The organism is Clostridium sp. X, from assembly GCF_055755365.1.
Map to the genome: position 1 here is coordinate 3,005,386 of NZ_CM146912.1, position 14,584 is coordinate 3,019,969.

Here is a 14,584-nt window from a genome sequence, read left to right on the forward strand (position 1 = left end):
TTTCTTATATTTTACATGAAAATAATACTTTTGTCAAATACTATTATGCCCCCTGCTCTGGTATAGATCGATGACCAATTCCTATGACAACTTCATTTAAATGTAGGAGTCCAATGCTCATAAATATACAAACACTTATATGTTCTCCACCTCTAGCGATACCAATTTTTCCACCTACACTGAGTCCATTAGCTTTTGTTGCTACTTGCATTATGGCTTCTCTAGCAGCCCCTACTACTGCTCCATCGTGAACATGTAAATCTTTTATAATTCCCATTCTCTTCGATGCTACTAATGCTCTCTCCATTATTTTAGATATAGAATCATTAATATTTCCACCTACATCAACTGCAGCAGTAAGTATTTTTTTCTCTTTAAATTCTTCTTCTAATCTTTTTTCTTCTGTTCTTTCAGATGTAGCCATTTTAATGGCCGCCTTTGCTACTTCCAAACTATTATAATTCATTTTTTCACCTCTATTATGCAATAGCTACCTCATCATTCAATATTCAATTCTATATATTACCTTCACCATATATAAACTTTATTAGCTTAATATTATTCTTTAATCTTGTTGTTTAAGTCTTATTCCTTTTTCATTTTGCTCAATTTTATCTTCTTTCATCAATCTTCCTACAGCCCTTTTAAATGCTGCTTTACTCATCTTTAATCTATCCATTATATCTTCCGGTGAGCTTTTATCATTTAATGGTAAGAATCCATCATATCTTTCTATTTTATTTAAAATCAACTGAGCATCATTATCCATCTGTTTATGTGCCACTTCTCTCAAGGATAAATCTAATTTCCCATCTTCTTTAACTCTTATAATTCTACATTCAACTTCTTCTCCAACTTTTATTTCTCTATTTTGTTCACTTTTAGGTATTAATCCTCTATATTTATTATCCACTGCTACTAGTACTCCTATTTCAGGATTCACTGAGTACGCAGTTCCTTTTACCCATTGATCTTTTTCATAAGGGCTATCTGTTCTTAAAAACTTAGCTACAAATGTAGTAGCTGTAAGTCTTTCGCTTTTATCTACATACACTCCTACTAAATATTTTTTTCCTGCTTGAACCTTATATTTCTGTTCTTTAAAAGGAAGTAATATATCCTTTTCTAAACCCATATCAAGAAAAGCTCCTATCTCTGTAGTTTCTTTCACCTGAAGTCTTGCCAATTCTCCTGATTGAACTAATGGCTTTTTCCTTGTAGCTATAAATCTATCCTCTGAATCTTTATATATAAATACTTCTACATCATCTTCTACATTTAATCCAGCAGGAAGCTGATTGTTAGGAAGAAGAATATTATCATCTGTGTTTCCTGTGCCGGCATCTAAATATGCTCCAACCTTTGCAATATTCACTACCTTTAAAGTCTGTGTTTTTCCTAATTCTATCATAATATGTTCCATCCTTTGTCTTTATTTTTTTTATTATATATTAGTTTAATTAAATTTTCTCTTAATATGTAGAATAATTTAGTTAAATTTTCTATTTTCTTGTCATCTATCTATTGTAATCCACTTTATTGTTAACCGTCAACCGACTATCTATAGTCTACAAATTTTATTTTTGTAACTTGTTTAATAATCTTATCATATTATATATATTACTAACCTATAGTTTTACTAATTTTCATAAGTAATTATGTATTAATTCAGTTATTAAAATAAAGAATAAGGAATGCAGAACATGAATATTTCCCATTAAACACACCAGTATTTGCTATATTCAATATATATTGTATAATGGATACTAAAACTATTATGTAAATGGTAAATCACTGAGTCATTTATAAAAGGAGATGAAAGTATGAGTAAGACTGTGGCAGCTTTTTTTGATATAGACGGTACGTTATATAGAGAAGGTATGATAACTGAAATTTTCAAAAAATTTATTAAATCCGAAATAATAGAAACAGATCGTTGGTACAATGAAGTAAGAGATTATTACCTCAAATGGGATAAAAGAATAGGTAATTATGACGACTATCTTATAAGGATGGCAAACATATATATCGAAGCTGTAAAAGGACTTCATAAAACTCAAGTAGAATTTATAGCTAAAAAGGTAATAAAAGAAAAAGGAGATCGAGTTTATACTTATACTAGAGATATGATTAGGTGGCATAAAAAACAAGGCCATAAGGTTATAACTATTTCTGGAAGTCCTATAGAATTAGTTAGGGAAATGGCTATAAAACATGGTTTTGATGATTATCTCGGAACAGAGTATTTAATGGATAGTAGTCATCACTACACAGGAGAATTAGTTCCTATGTGGGACAGAGATAATAAACAAGAGGCCATAGACTGTTTTGTTGAAAAATACTCTATAGATTTATCTCAAAGCTATGCGTATGGTGATACCGCTGGAGACTTTACTATGCTTAAGATTGTAGGAAACCCAAGGGCTATAAATCCAACTCGCGAGCTAATAAATCTACTTCTTACAGACCCTATAACAAAAGATAAATCTAAAATAATCGTAGAAAGAAAAGATGTAGTTTATACTCTAGACGCTAATACTATCAACATATAATTAAAGATATATTCTACCTATGCCCCCTTATATTGATTTTAAATTTATATATTGATATTATATAATAAGTCAAATTATATAGGGGGCCTACATATGAATTCAACATCAAAAGTTATAATATCTATGATAATATGGGGAAGCTTAGGGGTTTTTGTTAAGAATATAAACTTACCATCTATGGAAACTGCTTTTTTAAGAGCTATAATAGCCAGCAGTATATTCATTATTTATAATATGTTTACAAAAAAAGCTAATCTTAGACTATACTCAAGAAAAAATTTAATACTCTTAATTATATCCGGAATAGCTATAGGCTTTAATTGGGTACTACTTTTTCAAGCCTATAAATTCACTACAATATCAAATGCCACTTTAAGTTATTACTTCGCTCCTATATTTGTAGTAGGATTATCACCTATTGTATTAAAAACCAAGTTAACTCCGCGTAAACTCATGGCAGTAATAGGAGCTATGCTTGGTTTATTTTTAATATTAAACAATCAAAGCACTACTTCAAATATTTCATATAGTCAAATTAAAGGAATTAGCTACGGACTTGCAGCCGCCTGTCTATATGCTTCTGTTATACTATTAAATAATTATATTAAGGATTTGTCAGGCTTTGAAAGAACAATAATACAGCTCTCGGCTTCGACCCTTGTTCTTCTTCCTTTTATAATATCTAGAGATCAACTTCATATTAATAGCTTAAAAAGTTTAATTTTAATATTAATTTTAGGAGTAATTCACACTGCTGTAGCCTATTTTTTATATTTCTCTGCCTTAAAAGATGTAGACGTACAAAGTGCTGCTGTATTAAGCTACCTTGATCCAATTTCAGCGTTATTTTTTAGTGTTTTACTTTTAAATGAATCTATCGGTATCTGGCAGATTTGTGGAGGAATCTTAATACTATTTTCAACCTTTCTAGCTGAGAATATTAAACTATCTAAAAAGGAAGAGATCGCTTCACATTATGAATTATAAGCAGAGAACATAAAAGCTCCGAGAAAAGATATCCTCAGAGCTTTTTTATTATTTCATTTCTAGATTTTCAAATATACTAGCATTAGTAAATAATATTATGAATGAAGCAAAAAGATTATATAAAATAAGTATTATATACTGTAGATATTCCGCCATATATAAATTCTTATATACTATACTTATAACTATAGAAATAATTATTCCTGGGGCAATTATACCAACAGTAATTAATAGTTTTAGCATAATCTCAAGATTTTTACTGTGTTCTCCTAGAATTCTCTTTGAAAGTATATCCCCGTATATATAGATACTTCCAAAGCTCATATATGTCAATGCACAAAGAATTATTGTCACTAATGATGCCTTAAATATAACTCCAACAACAAGAAAAAGTGCAAATCCATCTATTGCATTTTTAATATTGTCTGCTAGAGTTGCATAAAATACCTTATTTGCAGAGTTTCCCGGTATTAAAAAAATATAGGGTTTTGTAATTTCTTGGGCCCACTTTCCTTGCATAGTCATGAACAACAACATGTATACTGTAAAATATAATATTAAATTTACACCTATGTTTTTGTCTCTTAGTAATAATCCAAAAACTGTTCCAATCACAATCATAAGTAACGTACCTTTATTTATAAAGAAAAATCCCGTCTTTTTATATTCAAGAAGTTGTCTATAAAATATTGCCTTAGCTCCCGTCCCTTTATACCTTTGTTTAATCTTTCTAACCCTACTTTTATCATTTACGCTTAATATTCTACCTTCCTTTTTCGCTAAATAGAACTTTTCTAAATACTCTGTTGCATTGAGAACATCTTCATAATAATCCATATTCATCTTGAATAAAAGAACTATTATTAAGCCTAAAGTCATAACTATTAATCCTAAAAAAACATAAAATTGTGTATTTATCCCTATAACTGCTGCCATAAATATTCCCTTAAACCATCCTACGAAAGGAATATAGTAAAAGTATTTATTGTTTAAAATGCTTTCTGTAGATTGAATTATATCTTTACTTACCATAAATTGTATTAAAAATAGTATTATAACTAATGCACCTATTAGGTTAATTCCTTTTTCAAAATAATGTCTTATATTTTTGTCCTTAGCACATACTGAATATATTAAAACTCCAACTATTGATAATGAAAAAGTGAACATGAAAAATGCTAAGATTATAAGTATGCCACCATACGCTTTGAGCGGAAAAAAGTTTTTCATATTAGGAATTTGAAAAACAAAAAATACCATAGTGAAAAATGATTTATAAAGTTGCTTTATAAATCCATAAATTAATACTTTTCTTGGTTCTATGGGTGAAGTAAAAACTAGATTCACATCAGAAATTCTAAAAAATGTACCACCTCTACTTATTCCAATTTTCACACTAAAATATGCAAAGGCTAGTATAACTCCACCTATTATTGTTCCATAAATATTTGGTGAAGCTGCTTTTAATATACTTGAAGGCGTAAAAATGCTATATCCTATTATGAATAGAAGAAGTATTGCGAATAATATATATCCAATTAGTGCTACTGGTTTTTTCTTAAGCTCTTTTATATGATTTTTTATACTCTTTTTTAATATGTAAAATAAAGGCTTCATTTTATTCCTCCGTAACCTTAAAGAATATTTCTTCTAAAGATTGACTTTTTTCTTTAAGTTCTTCTCTACTTGTTGAAAAAACAACAACTCCTTTATTTACAATAAGTGCTTTATCCCATATTTCATCAATACTATCTATTATGTGAGTGCTTATAATTACACTACATCCTTGTTCCTTTAGTTCTACAAACACACTTTTAAGCTCCTTGATAGCCTTGGGATCTAGTCCTATCATAGGTTCATCAAATAAAATTACTTTAGGATTTGTAATTAACCCACAACATATGCTTACCTTTTGCTGCATTCCCTTGGAAAGCTCTTTACCCAACTTGTCTCTTTTATCAAATAAATCAAATCTTTTCAAAAGCTTTTCGGCTTTTTCTTTATAATCCTTTATAGCATATGCATTTGCTATATATTCTAGATGTTCGTACACCGTAAGCATATCATAAAGGACTGGGGTCTCTGGTACATAGCTAAATAGTTTCTTTGCCTCTATTGTTTTATTTTTATATCCACAGCTAAAACATTATCATATTGCTTAACTAAATTTTTTCACACTTAACATATTATTAATTTCTCCTTCTATTTTTTACTTTATAAGGGTAAAATTATCTTTATAGGATTATATCATATACTTATTTAAGTATACAAATTCAAGAAACCCTAGAAATTTATTGGAGGTATTGAAAATGCCCAAGCACATAAAAAGTCGAAAAAGAAAGATCGGATCTGCTCCTGGGACTTTAGTTCATATCGGAGAACATACTAGTGAAAACATAAGAATAGATTTAATAGAGTATAATGATAATATTTTTAATAAAACCTCTATAAATAATATAGAAAAAGCTTTTCATAAAAGCATAGATAGTTCTGTAATATGGATAGATATTGATGGACTTTATGATATAGATCTAGTAAAAAAAGTTGGGGATAATTTCAACATTCACTCTTTAATATTAGAAGATATTCTAAATACAGACCAGCATCCTAAAGTTGATTTAGAAAACAATTATATATACATAGTTCTTAAGATGCTCTATTACGATAAATTCTCTAAAGAAATAAAGTCTGAACAAGTTAGTTTCGTATTATTTGATGATTGTCTTATTTCCTTTCAGGAATTTCCTGGAGATGTCTTTGATAATATAAGAAACAGACTTGAGACTAATAAAAATAATATAAGAAGTAAGGGTTCCGACTATCTGCTTTACTCCTTAATAGATGCTATAGTAGATAGTTATTTTAATATATTTGAAAGTATAGGAGATGTTTTAGATAAAATCGAAAATAATCTTATGAATAACCCTACCAAAAGCTTACTATCAGATATATACAACCTTAAGAGAGATATAATTTTTCTTCGAAACTCTGTATGGCCCCTTAGGGAAATTGTAAGTACCTTAATCAAGGATGAACATATCTTAATTGACGAAAAAACTACCATATATTTAAGGGACGTTTATGATCATATCATTCAAATTATAAATGTAATTGAAACTTATAGAGATATTTTATCTGGAATGCTTGATATTTATCTTTCAAGCATGAGTAATAAAACTAATGAAGTAATGAAAGTTTTAACGGTATTCTCTACTATTTTTATCCCTCTTACATTTTTAACAGGTATTTATGGTATGAACTTTCACTATATGCCTGAGCTTAGTTTTAAGTATGGGTACCCGATTTTTTGGATTATTACCATTGCATTAATTTTATTTATGATAAATTATTTCAGGAAAAAAAATTGGTTCTAAAAAAAGGTCATGTTATGAGTAATTTACATAACATGACCTTTTAATCGTAGATTTGGGATATCTGCTTAGAATGCTGGAACTATTGCTCCCTTATATTCTTCTTCTATAAACTTTTTGATTTCTGGTGAGTTAATTGCTTCAGTTAAAGCTTTTATATATTCCTTATCTTTGTTATCTTCTTTAACAGCTAATATATTAGCATAAGGAGAATCCTTAGATTCAATTGCAAGAGCATCATTTGTAGGATTTAATCCTGCTGGTAGTGCATAGTTTGTATTAATAACTGCTGCATCTACATCTTTTAAAGTTCTTGGAAGTTGTGCTGCTTCTAATTCTTGTATTTTTATATTTTTAGGATTTTCTGTAATATCTAATTTAGTTATTAGTGCTCCTTCTTTAAATTTAAGAATTCCTTCTCTTTCAAGTAGTCTTAAAGCTCTAGCTTCATTTGTTGGATCATTTGGCACTGCAATAGTCGCTCCATCTTTTATTTCTTTTAAATCTTTTAATTTTTCTGAGTATACTCCCATTGGCTCTAAGTGAACTTTAGTAGTATATGTTAAATGTGTCTTTTTTTCTTCATTAAACTTCTCTAAATAAGGAACATGTTGGAAGAAGTTAGCATCTAATTGACCATCTTCAACAGCAGTATTAGGAATTACATAATCATTAAATACTTTGATTTCTAAAGTATAACCTTTTTTCTCAAGTATTGGTTTTACTTTTTCTAAAATTTGAGAGTGTGGTTCTGGAGTTGCTCCAACTACTATTTTCTTCTTTTCTTCTGGCTTAGCCGCTTCTTTATTTCCGCAGCCTGTAAGTCCGATAGCACCTAAAACCACTGTACTTGCTAATAAAACTGATAAAATTCTTTTTTTCATTTATAATTCCCCCTTATTATTTATTAATTCTTTTATATTTTATAAATTACTATAAATAGTATTTTATATTTATCTGTTTACCTTTTTATATATTAGTGTTCCTATTGTCTGAATAGCTTGAACAAGTACTATTAAAACTATTACTGTAGCTATTAGAACATCTGTTTTAAACATCTGATATCCATATCGCATAGCTACATCTCCAAGTCCGCCAGCTCCAATTGCACCTGCCATTGCAGAAAATCCCACTACAACTATGGCTGTAAGGGTTATCCCTGAAACAATAGAAGGTAGGGCTTCCGGAAGCATAATTTTAAATACAATTTGAGAAGTACTTGCTCCAAAGGACTTTGCAGCTTCTATTACTCCTTTATCTACTTCTTTAAGTGCTGATTCTATTACTCTTGTCACAAAAGGAGCGCAACCAATAGTTAATGGTACTATTGCTGCAGTCGTTCCAATGTAAGTTCCCAATAAAAGTCTTGTAAATGGTATTAGTAATATTAATAAAATGATAAATGGAAAAGATCTTAACACATTTATAATCATATCTAGAGTGTTATATACTGGCTCATTTGGCTTTAATCCATTTTTATCAGTAATAATCATTATAATTGCTGGTACAAAACCTATTAAAACTGCTAAAAATGTAGAAATTAAAACCATATACAGGGTTTCTCCAAGTGCTGGAATTAAAATATTAGTCAACATATCTATAGAACCTCCCAATGTACATTTTTCTCATTAAGATAAGAAGAAACTATATGTTTTTTTTCTTCTGGCACATTTATTACTAAGCTTCCAAGTACACCAACACTAAATTTTTCAAGTTTTCCCCAAACAATAGAAAAATCTATATCTAATTCTCTAGCCATAGAGGTTATTATACTATTTTGACTTAGCTCTTTTGGGAAGAATATTTTTATGTTTACTCCTTCTGTTGGGAGTACATCTTCTTCACCTAATAAATTTTCCATTTCCTTAGTTGGATTTAAGAAAACTTCCTCTACTTTTCCAGCCTGAATTACTCTTCCGCCTTCCATTAAAGCTACCTTTGTACAAGCTTCTTTTATAACTTCCATTTGATGAGTAACTATAATAACTGTTATGCCTAATTTTTCATTTATTTCTCTAAGTAATTGTAGTATAGATTTTGTAGTTTTAGGATCAAGGGCTGAAGTTGCCTCATCACACAGTAAAATACTTGGCTGAAGAGTTAATGCTCTTGCGATAGCAACTCTTTGTTTTTGTCCTCCACTAAGCTCTTTAGGCCTGCTATTAGCTTTATCCTCTAGTCCAACAAGAGCCAGTAGTTCTTTTACTCTTTTATCTATATCTTCTTTACTATATCCCCAGGTTTCTAGTGGCAAGGCAACATTTTGCCATACATTTCTTCTATTTAATAAACTAAAGTTCTGAAATATCATTCCTATATCTTTTCTAAACTCTCTAATTTCTTTTTCTTCAAGATCCTTTACTTCTCTACTACCTACTATTACATTTCCTGAATCATAGCTCTCAAGACCATTTATACATCGTAGCAGTGTAGACTTTCCAGCTCCACTATGTCCTATAATCCCAAAAATTTCTCCTTCTTCTATTTCTAAACTTACATCTTTTAAAACTTTATCTTCTCCAAAATATTTTACTATATTTTTTATCTCGATCATTGCTGCACCCCCTGCTACTTGTTGATAAAAAAATAAAGACCCAAGGATGTCCTTAGGTCTAAAATTCCTATGTATCCTCATCTTCCAGCTTTTGCTGCAGGATTTAGCACCATTGTATAAACTATAATATATACTTTATACCGGTTGCCGGGTTTCATCGGGCCAGTCCCTCCACCACTCTTGATAAGCTATATTCAATTCTTTGTTTATTATATTACTGTACAGAATAATTGTCAATAGAGTTTTAGAACTTTTTATTATTCCTCTATTTTTTCTAATTTATTCATAAGTTCAATTAAATCTTCCAAAAACTTTAAATGTTTCTTTTCTTCTTCAATAATATTTAACAAGATTTTTCTTTCTTCTTCAGTCTCTACTTCTTTTAACATTTTCTCGTATAAACTTATACTCTTTTTTTCATCTTCTGTCGCAGTTACATAAATATTAGTTTGAACTTTAGGTAAACTCTTTAGAAATTCTGTTTGACTCTTCCTTTCAAAAATACTTGTATATTTATTTAGATTACTTTCGACATTAACATTAATATCCATGTTTTTATTCATCAAACCTCTAAATATATTATAGTGTTTAGTTTCTTCTAGTGACAAAAACTCAAATATCTCTTTTAACCACTCATCCTTACAAGTCTTGGCTAGTTCCTTATAATAATTCCGTCCATCTTCTTCCATCTTCAAAGCAAATTCATATATACTCAAAACAATTCCTCCTAAATAGTTATCAAATTAATTTTATAGTCTAATACTCACTTATCATGTTGTTAATAACTTCTCCTGGAGCAACCATCGGAAATACTTTTTCTGAATAACTTATTTGACATTCTATGAGAACAGGTTCATTAAGCCCTAATGCATAATTTAATACCGCCTCTACTTCTTCTTCTTTTGTAACTCTAATTGACTTTATTCTATAAGCCTCACCAAGTTTTACAAAGTCAACTTCATCTTCAAATACAGTATGAGAAAATCTTTTGTCATAAAACATCTCTTGCCATTGATGAACCATCCCAAGACAGCTATTATTTAAAACCAACTGTATTATTGGAATTTTATATCTTGATATAGTAGCCAACTCAATAGAATTCATTTTAAAACTTCCATCCCCAGCTATATTTATAACCTTTTTTCCTGTATTTCCAAAATAAGCTCCAATAGCTGCTCCTAAACCAAATCCCATAGTCCCAAGTCCACCTGATGATATAAAAGTTCTTGGCTCCAAATACTTATAATATTGAGCTGCCCACATCTGATTTTGACCAACCTCTGTTGTTATAATGCATTTACCTTTAGTTATTTCGTATAGCTTTTCTATCACATATTGTCCACTTAATCCTTCATTTCTATTATATGATAGAGGATACTTTTCTTTCCACTCTTTAATTTGCGAATTCCAATCCCCATCAGATTTTTCATCTACAATTTTAGTTAAATCTTTCAATATAACTTTTACATCTCCACTTAAAGGAATATCTACTCTAATATTTTTCCCTAGTTCCTTTTCATCAATGTCTATATGAATTATTTTAGCATCCGGTGCAAATCCTTCAATCTTACTTGTTACACGATCATTAAACCTTGCTCCTATTGCAATTAATAGATCACATTTAGTTACCGCATAATTAGAACAACGTGTTCCATGCATTCCAATCATCCCAGTAAAATTTTTATGTTCTCCCGATATACTTCCAAGACCCATTAAACTACATGTAACAGGGGCCTTTATTTTCTCTGAAAATTTCACTAGTTCTTCATTGGCCTCTGAACTTATAATTCCACCGCCAGCATAGATTATAGGTTGCGATGATAAGTTTATAAGATCAGCCGCTTCTCTAATACTTCTTTCTAAATTTTCCCCAAAAGAACTGGTTACTCCTACTTCTTTTATATTATTAATTAATACTTTTGTATAATTCCCCATGGCTACTTGAATATCTTTAGGTATATCTACTAGTACAGGACCTTTCCTTCCGCTCTGTGCAATAGCAAAAGCCTCCTCTAAAATAAATATAAGCTCATTTACATCTTTTACTATAAAGTTCTTTTTTGTAATTGTAGATGTAATTCCAAGTATATCTACCTCCTGAAAAGAATCCTTAGTCAATAGAGGTTGAGCAACCTGCCCTGTTATTATAACCAACGGTACCGAGTCTCTATAGGCTGTTGCGATACCTGTAACTGTATTGGTTGCTCCTGGCCCTGAAGTCACAAGAACTACTCCTACTTTTCCCGTTGCTCTTGCATAACCATCTGCAGCATGTGCTGCCCCTTGTTCATGGGCAGTTAATATATGTCTTATATCTTTCTCATCATATAATGCATCATAAATTGGAAGAACAGCTCCTCCTGGGTAACCAAAAATAACTTCTACTCCTAATTCCTTTAAGCCTTCCAGTAAAATTCTAGCCCCATCTAACATCCTAAAACGCCTCCTTAATATTGCCCCATAATTAGTAAATTTAGAAATAAAAAAAAGACCCCTTGCCCATGAGGCGAAAAAGTCATGTAATCGCGGTACCACTCAAATTTATCTCTTCAACTTCTAACGACAATGCCGGCACAGCTTACTCTACATTTCAGCCTGCAACTCTGGGGTGATTTTCAATAAAATATAATCTATGGGCTTTCACCTACTCCCACTCTCTTTTAGATTAATCTTCTACCTACTTTTCCCCTTCTCTGTTTTTAATATTTATTTTTACATTTGTAGATGAGTATACTATTTTAAAATTTTTATGTCAACATAAATTATGAAAAAACTCCTGCAAAAAAAGATTTTTATCATGAGAATTACAAAAATAGAGATTACATTCTCGTAATCTCTATTTTTATATTCTACTTTTATTATTGTATAAATGCAGAATATATTGCATTTATAGCATTTTCAAAATCCTTAGTCTCTACTCCAATTATTATATTTATCTCACTTGAACCTTGGTCAATCATTCTTATATTTACATTATTCTTAGCTAAAGCTGTGAACATTTTTTCAGATACGCCTACTGTTTTTGCCATTCTTCTTCCTACAGTAGCTATTAAAGCCATATTAGGTATAACATGAAGAGAATCAGGGTTACATTGTCTTTTTATTTCATCTAATACTCTATCTAGCTTATTTTCTAATTGATGATCTTCAATTACAACAGATATAGTATCTATTCCTGATGGCATATGCTCAAAGGACACTCCGTAAGATTCTAAAATAGTTAAAAGTCTTCTACCAAAGCCTATCTCTGCATTCATATAGGATTTTTCAATAGCAATAACCGTAAAGTTCTTTTTACCTGCTATTCCAGTTATCGCTGGAGCATTATTTTCAAATTCTACATTATCTATAATTACAGTTCCTTTATCCTCTGGAGCATTCGTATTCTTAATATTTATAGGAATTCCGCCTTCTCTAGCTGGGAAAATTGCATCTTCATGTAAAACTGTTGCTCCCATATATGAAAGTTCTCTTAATTCCTTATATGTAATTTTTTCAATTGTCATTGGATTATCAACTATTCTCGGGTCAGCCATTAAAAACCCAGATACATCTGTCCAGTTCTCATATAATTCCGCCTCTACATCTCTAGCAATAATACATCCTGTAATGTCAGAACCTCCACGAGTAAAAGTCTTTATTAATCCATTCTCCATAGCTCCATAGAAACCTGGTATAACTGCCTTATCGATTTTTAAAAGTTTAGATTTTATAGCTATTTTTGTGCTCTCAGAATCAAAACAACCATACTTATCAAATATTATTACCTCTGCAGCATCTACAAATTCATAGCCAAGATAATCTGCAAGAATTAGACCATTTAAGTATTCTCCTCTACTTGCTGCATAATCAGCAGTACTACCCTCTGATATTACTCTTTTAACTTCATCTAAATGAGCATTTATGTTTATGTTTAATTCTAATTCATTTACTATCTCATTATATCTTTCTTGTATAATGGTAAAAACCTCATGAAAAGAGATACCCTTTTCTACATGTGTATGACATAAATAAAATAGATCAGTAATTTTATAATCTTTACTATGTCTTTTGCCCGGTGCTGAAGGAATTATATACCTTCTTTTTGTATCTTGTAATACAATATTTTTAACTTTTTTAAATTGCTCTGCATTAGCTAAAGAACTGCCCCCAAACTTAGCTACCACTATATTGTCCATTTTTTTTGCCCCCTATTTGTTAATTTGAAATTTATATATTCATAAATTCTATCATATCTATAGAATATTGCAATACATTTTTAACTTTCTAGATTTTGCTTATTAATTCTAAAGGAACATATAATTTCATAAATCTATTACCCTTACCGTCTATATACTTTCCTTTATTATCTAATACCATAACCGTCGCCCTCTTATTGATTCCATATATTACACCATTTACTTTTTTTCCTTCATAATTAAAGCTTACATGTCCTCCTCTATGAAGTCCTAAGTTTTTTGCTGCTATCTCGCTATTTGTAGGTAGAGAGTGATATGCTTCTTTATGTTTAAATATGTTAAAAGCTATATTTTTAAATCTTATATTCTTACAACTTGAATTTCCAAAAACATAAAATTCTAAAAGATGAATTAATTCATGCTCAAAGACAATAAAAAGCGCATGTAAAGAATCATGTGTCTTTATACCTCCTACATTCTTCTCTCTTTTAACTTTATAATATTCAAATAAAAAATTCACACCTATTTTAATTTCAAAACTTTTATTTTCTTCTGATAGTACAGCTATATTTCTAGGCACAATAGTTTTACCAGCACTTTTATTCATTCTCTTAGATAAAGAGAACTTTATCTTCCCTTTAAATTCATTCTTAAAATAATTACTAAAAAAGTGTTCATCATATATATTAAAAAGTGTGTTTAAATCCTCTTCTGATATTTTTTCAATTATTCCAGATTTTATATTTTCAGACTTACTTAAAAACGCTTTCCTAATTAGAATACCCTTGTCTATAATTTGTATTTCATTAAAAACCTTTCTTACTAACTCCTCTTTCATATAACACCTCAATTAATTATATTAAATTGAAAAATTTGAAAATTCTAATATATTTTTACTGACTATATCATATAAAGTAATAAGATATAGATTCTTAATTTTCT

The 14,584-nt window shown here is 29.8% G+C and carries 13 protein-coding genes, 1 pseudogene, 1 riboswitch and 1 other annotated feature; of the genes and pseudogenes, 3 read left to right on the forward strand and 11 right to left on the reverse strand.

Annotated features, from left to right (window positions below):
• Nucleotides 1-43: 43 nt before the first annotated feature.
• Both ACX0KU_RS15110 and ACX0KU_RS15115 read right to left on the reverse strand, forming a co-directional pair.
• Nucleotides 44-466, reverse strand: a complete 423-nt coding sequence (locus ACX0KU_RS15110; RefSeq protein ID WP_472990806.1) for a HutP family protein — start codon at nucleotides 464-466, stop codon at nucleotides 44-46.
• A gap of 99 nt (nucleotides 467-565) precedes the next feature.
• Nucleotides 566-1,411 carry a CvfB family protein gene (locus ACX0KU_RS15115; protein WP_472990807.1) on the reverse strand — a complete coding sequence of 282 codons (846 nt, stop codon included), beginning with the start codon at nucleotides 1,409-1,411 and terminating at the stop codon, nucleotides 566-568.
• A 412-nt stretch (nucleotides 1,412-1,823) separates the two neighbouring features.
• Between ACX0KU_RS15115 and ACX0KU_RS15120 the strand changes: the two genes are divergently transcribed.
• Nucleotides 1,824-2,552 carry an HAD-IB family hydrolase gene (locus ACX0KU_RS15120; RefSeq protein ID WP_472990808.1) on the forward strand — a complete coding sequence of 243 codons (729 nt, stop codon included), beginning with the start codon at nucleotides 1,824-1,826 and terminating at the stop codon, nucleotides 2,550-2,552.
• Between the two features lie 93 nt (nucleotides 2,553-2,645).
• Nucleotides 2,646-3,539: a DMT family transporter gene (locus ACX0KU_RS15125; protein WP_472990809.1), complete on the forward strand. Its 894-nt coding sequence runs from the start codon at nucleotides 2,646-2,648 to the stop codon at nucleotides 3,537-3,539.
• Nucleotides 3,540-3,587: 48 nt separating this feature from the next.
• On the opposite strand, the gene ACX0KU_RS15130 is transcribed toward ACX0KU_RS15125, so the two are convergent.
• Both ACX0KU_RS15130 and ACX0KU_RS15135 read right to left on the reverse strand, forming a co-directional pair.
• The gene (locus ACX0KU_RS15130; protein ID WP_472990810.1) at nucleotides 3,588-5,156 is read right to left on the reverse strand and encodes a putative ABC exporter domain-containing protein; all 1,569 of its coding nucleotides are present in this window, start codon (nucleotides 5,154-5,156) and stop codon (nucleotides 3,588-3,590) included.
• A gap of 1 nt (nucleotide 5,157) precedes the next feature.
• Nucleotides 5,158-5,676: pseudogene (locus ACX0KU_RS15135) on the reverse strand (ABC transporter ATP-binding protein); the annotation flags it as partial.
• Between the two features lie 172 nt (nucleotides 5,677-5,848).
• On the opposite strand from ACX0KU_RS15135, the gene corA reads away from it, so the two are divergent.
• Complete coding sequence (gene corA / locus ACX0KU_RS15140) at nucleotides 5,849-6,913, forward strand: magnesium/cobalt transporter CorA (protein ID WP_472990811.1); 1,065 nt, start codon at nucleotides 5,849-5,851, stop codon at nucleotides 6,911-6,913.
• A gap of 65 nt (nucleotides 6,914-6,978) precedes the next feature.
• On the opposite strand, the gene ACX0KU_RS15145 is transcribed toward corA, so the two are convergent.
• The 7 genes from ACX0KU_RS15145 to ACX0KU_RS15175 all read right to left on the reverse strand — a co-directional run bounded on the left by ACX0KU_RS15145 (nucleotide 6,979) and on the right by ACX0KU_RS15175 (nucleotide 14,480).
• Nucleotides 6,979-7,794 (reverse strand): MetQ/NlpA family ABC transporter substrate-binding protein, encoded by an 816-nt coding sequence (locus ACX0KU_RS15145; protein WP_472990812.1) that lies wholly within the window; start codon nucleotides 7,792-7,794, stop codon nucleotides 6,979-6,981.
• A 69-nt stretch (nucleotides 7,795-7,863) separates the two neighbouring features.
• A complete protein-coding gene (locus ACX0KU_RS15150; protein WP_472990813.1) occupies nucleotides 7,864-8,505 on the reverse strand; it encodes a methionine ABC transporter permease in 642 nt (213 codons plus the stop codon).
• 2 nt (nucleotides 8,506-8,507) lie between these two features.
• Complete coding sequence (locus tag ACX0KU_RS15155; protein WP_472990814.1) at nucleotides 8,508-9,464, reverse strand: methionine ABC transporter ATP-binding protein; 957 nt, start codon at nucleotides 9,462-9,464, stop codon at nucleotides 8,508-8,510.
• A 74-nt stretch (nucleotides 9,465-9,538) separates the two neighbouring features.
• Nucleotides 9,539-9,654, reverse strand: a riboswitch (SAM riboswitch).
• Nucleotides 9,655-9,721: 67 nt separating this feature from the next.
• Nucleotides 9,722-10,180, reverse strand: coding sequence for a ferritin-like domain-containing protein (locus ACX0KU_RS15160; protein WP_472990815.1), 459 nt, complete (start codon nucleotides 10,178-10,180; stop codon nucleotides 9,722-9,724).
• Between the two features lie 40 nt (nucleotides 10,181-10,220).
• A complete protein-coding gene (gene ilvB / locus ACX0KU_RS15165; RefSeq protein WP_472990816.1) occupies nucleotides 10,221-11,897 on the reverse strand; it encodes a biosynthetic-type acetolactate synthase large subunit in 1,677 nt (558 codons plus the stop codon).
• Nucleotides 11,898-11,963: 66 nt separating this feature from the next.
• Nucleotides 11,964-12,167, reverse strand: a binding site (T-box leader).
• A 155-nt stretch (nucleotides 12,168-12,322) separates the two neighbouring features.
• On the reverse strand, nucleotides 12,323-13,642 hold the full coding sequence (locus tag ACX0KU_RS15170; RefSeq protein WP_472990817.1) for an aspartate kinase: 1,320 nt from the start codon (nucleotides 13,640-13,642) through the stop codon (nucleotides 12,323-12,325).
• 88 nt (nucleotides 13,643-13,730) lie between these two features.
• A complete protein-coding gene (locus ACX0KU_RS15175; protein WP_472990818.1) occupies nucleotides 13,731-14,480 on the reverse strand; it encodes a hypothetical protein in 750 nt (249 codons plus the stop codon).
• Between the last annotated feature and the right edge of the window lie 104 nt (nucleotides 14,481-14,584).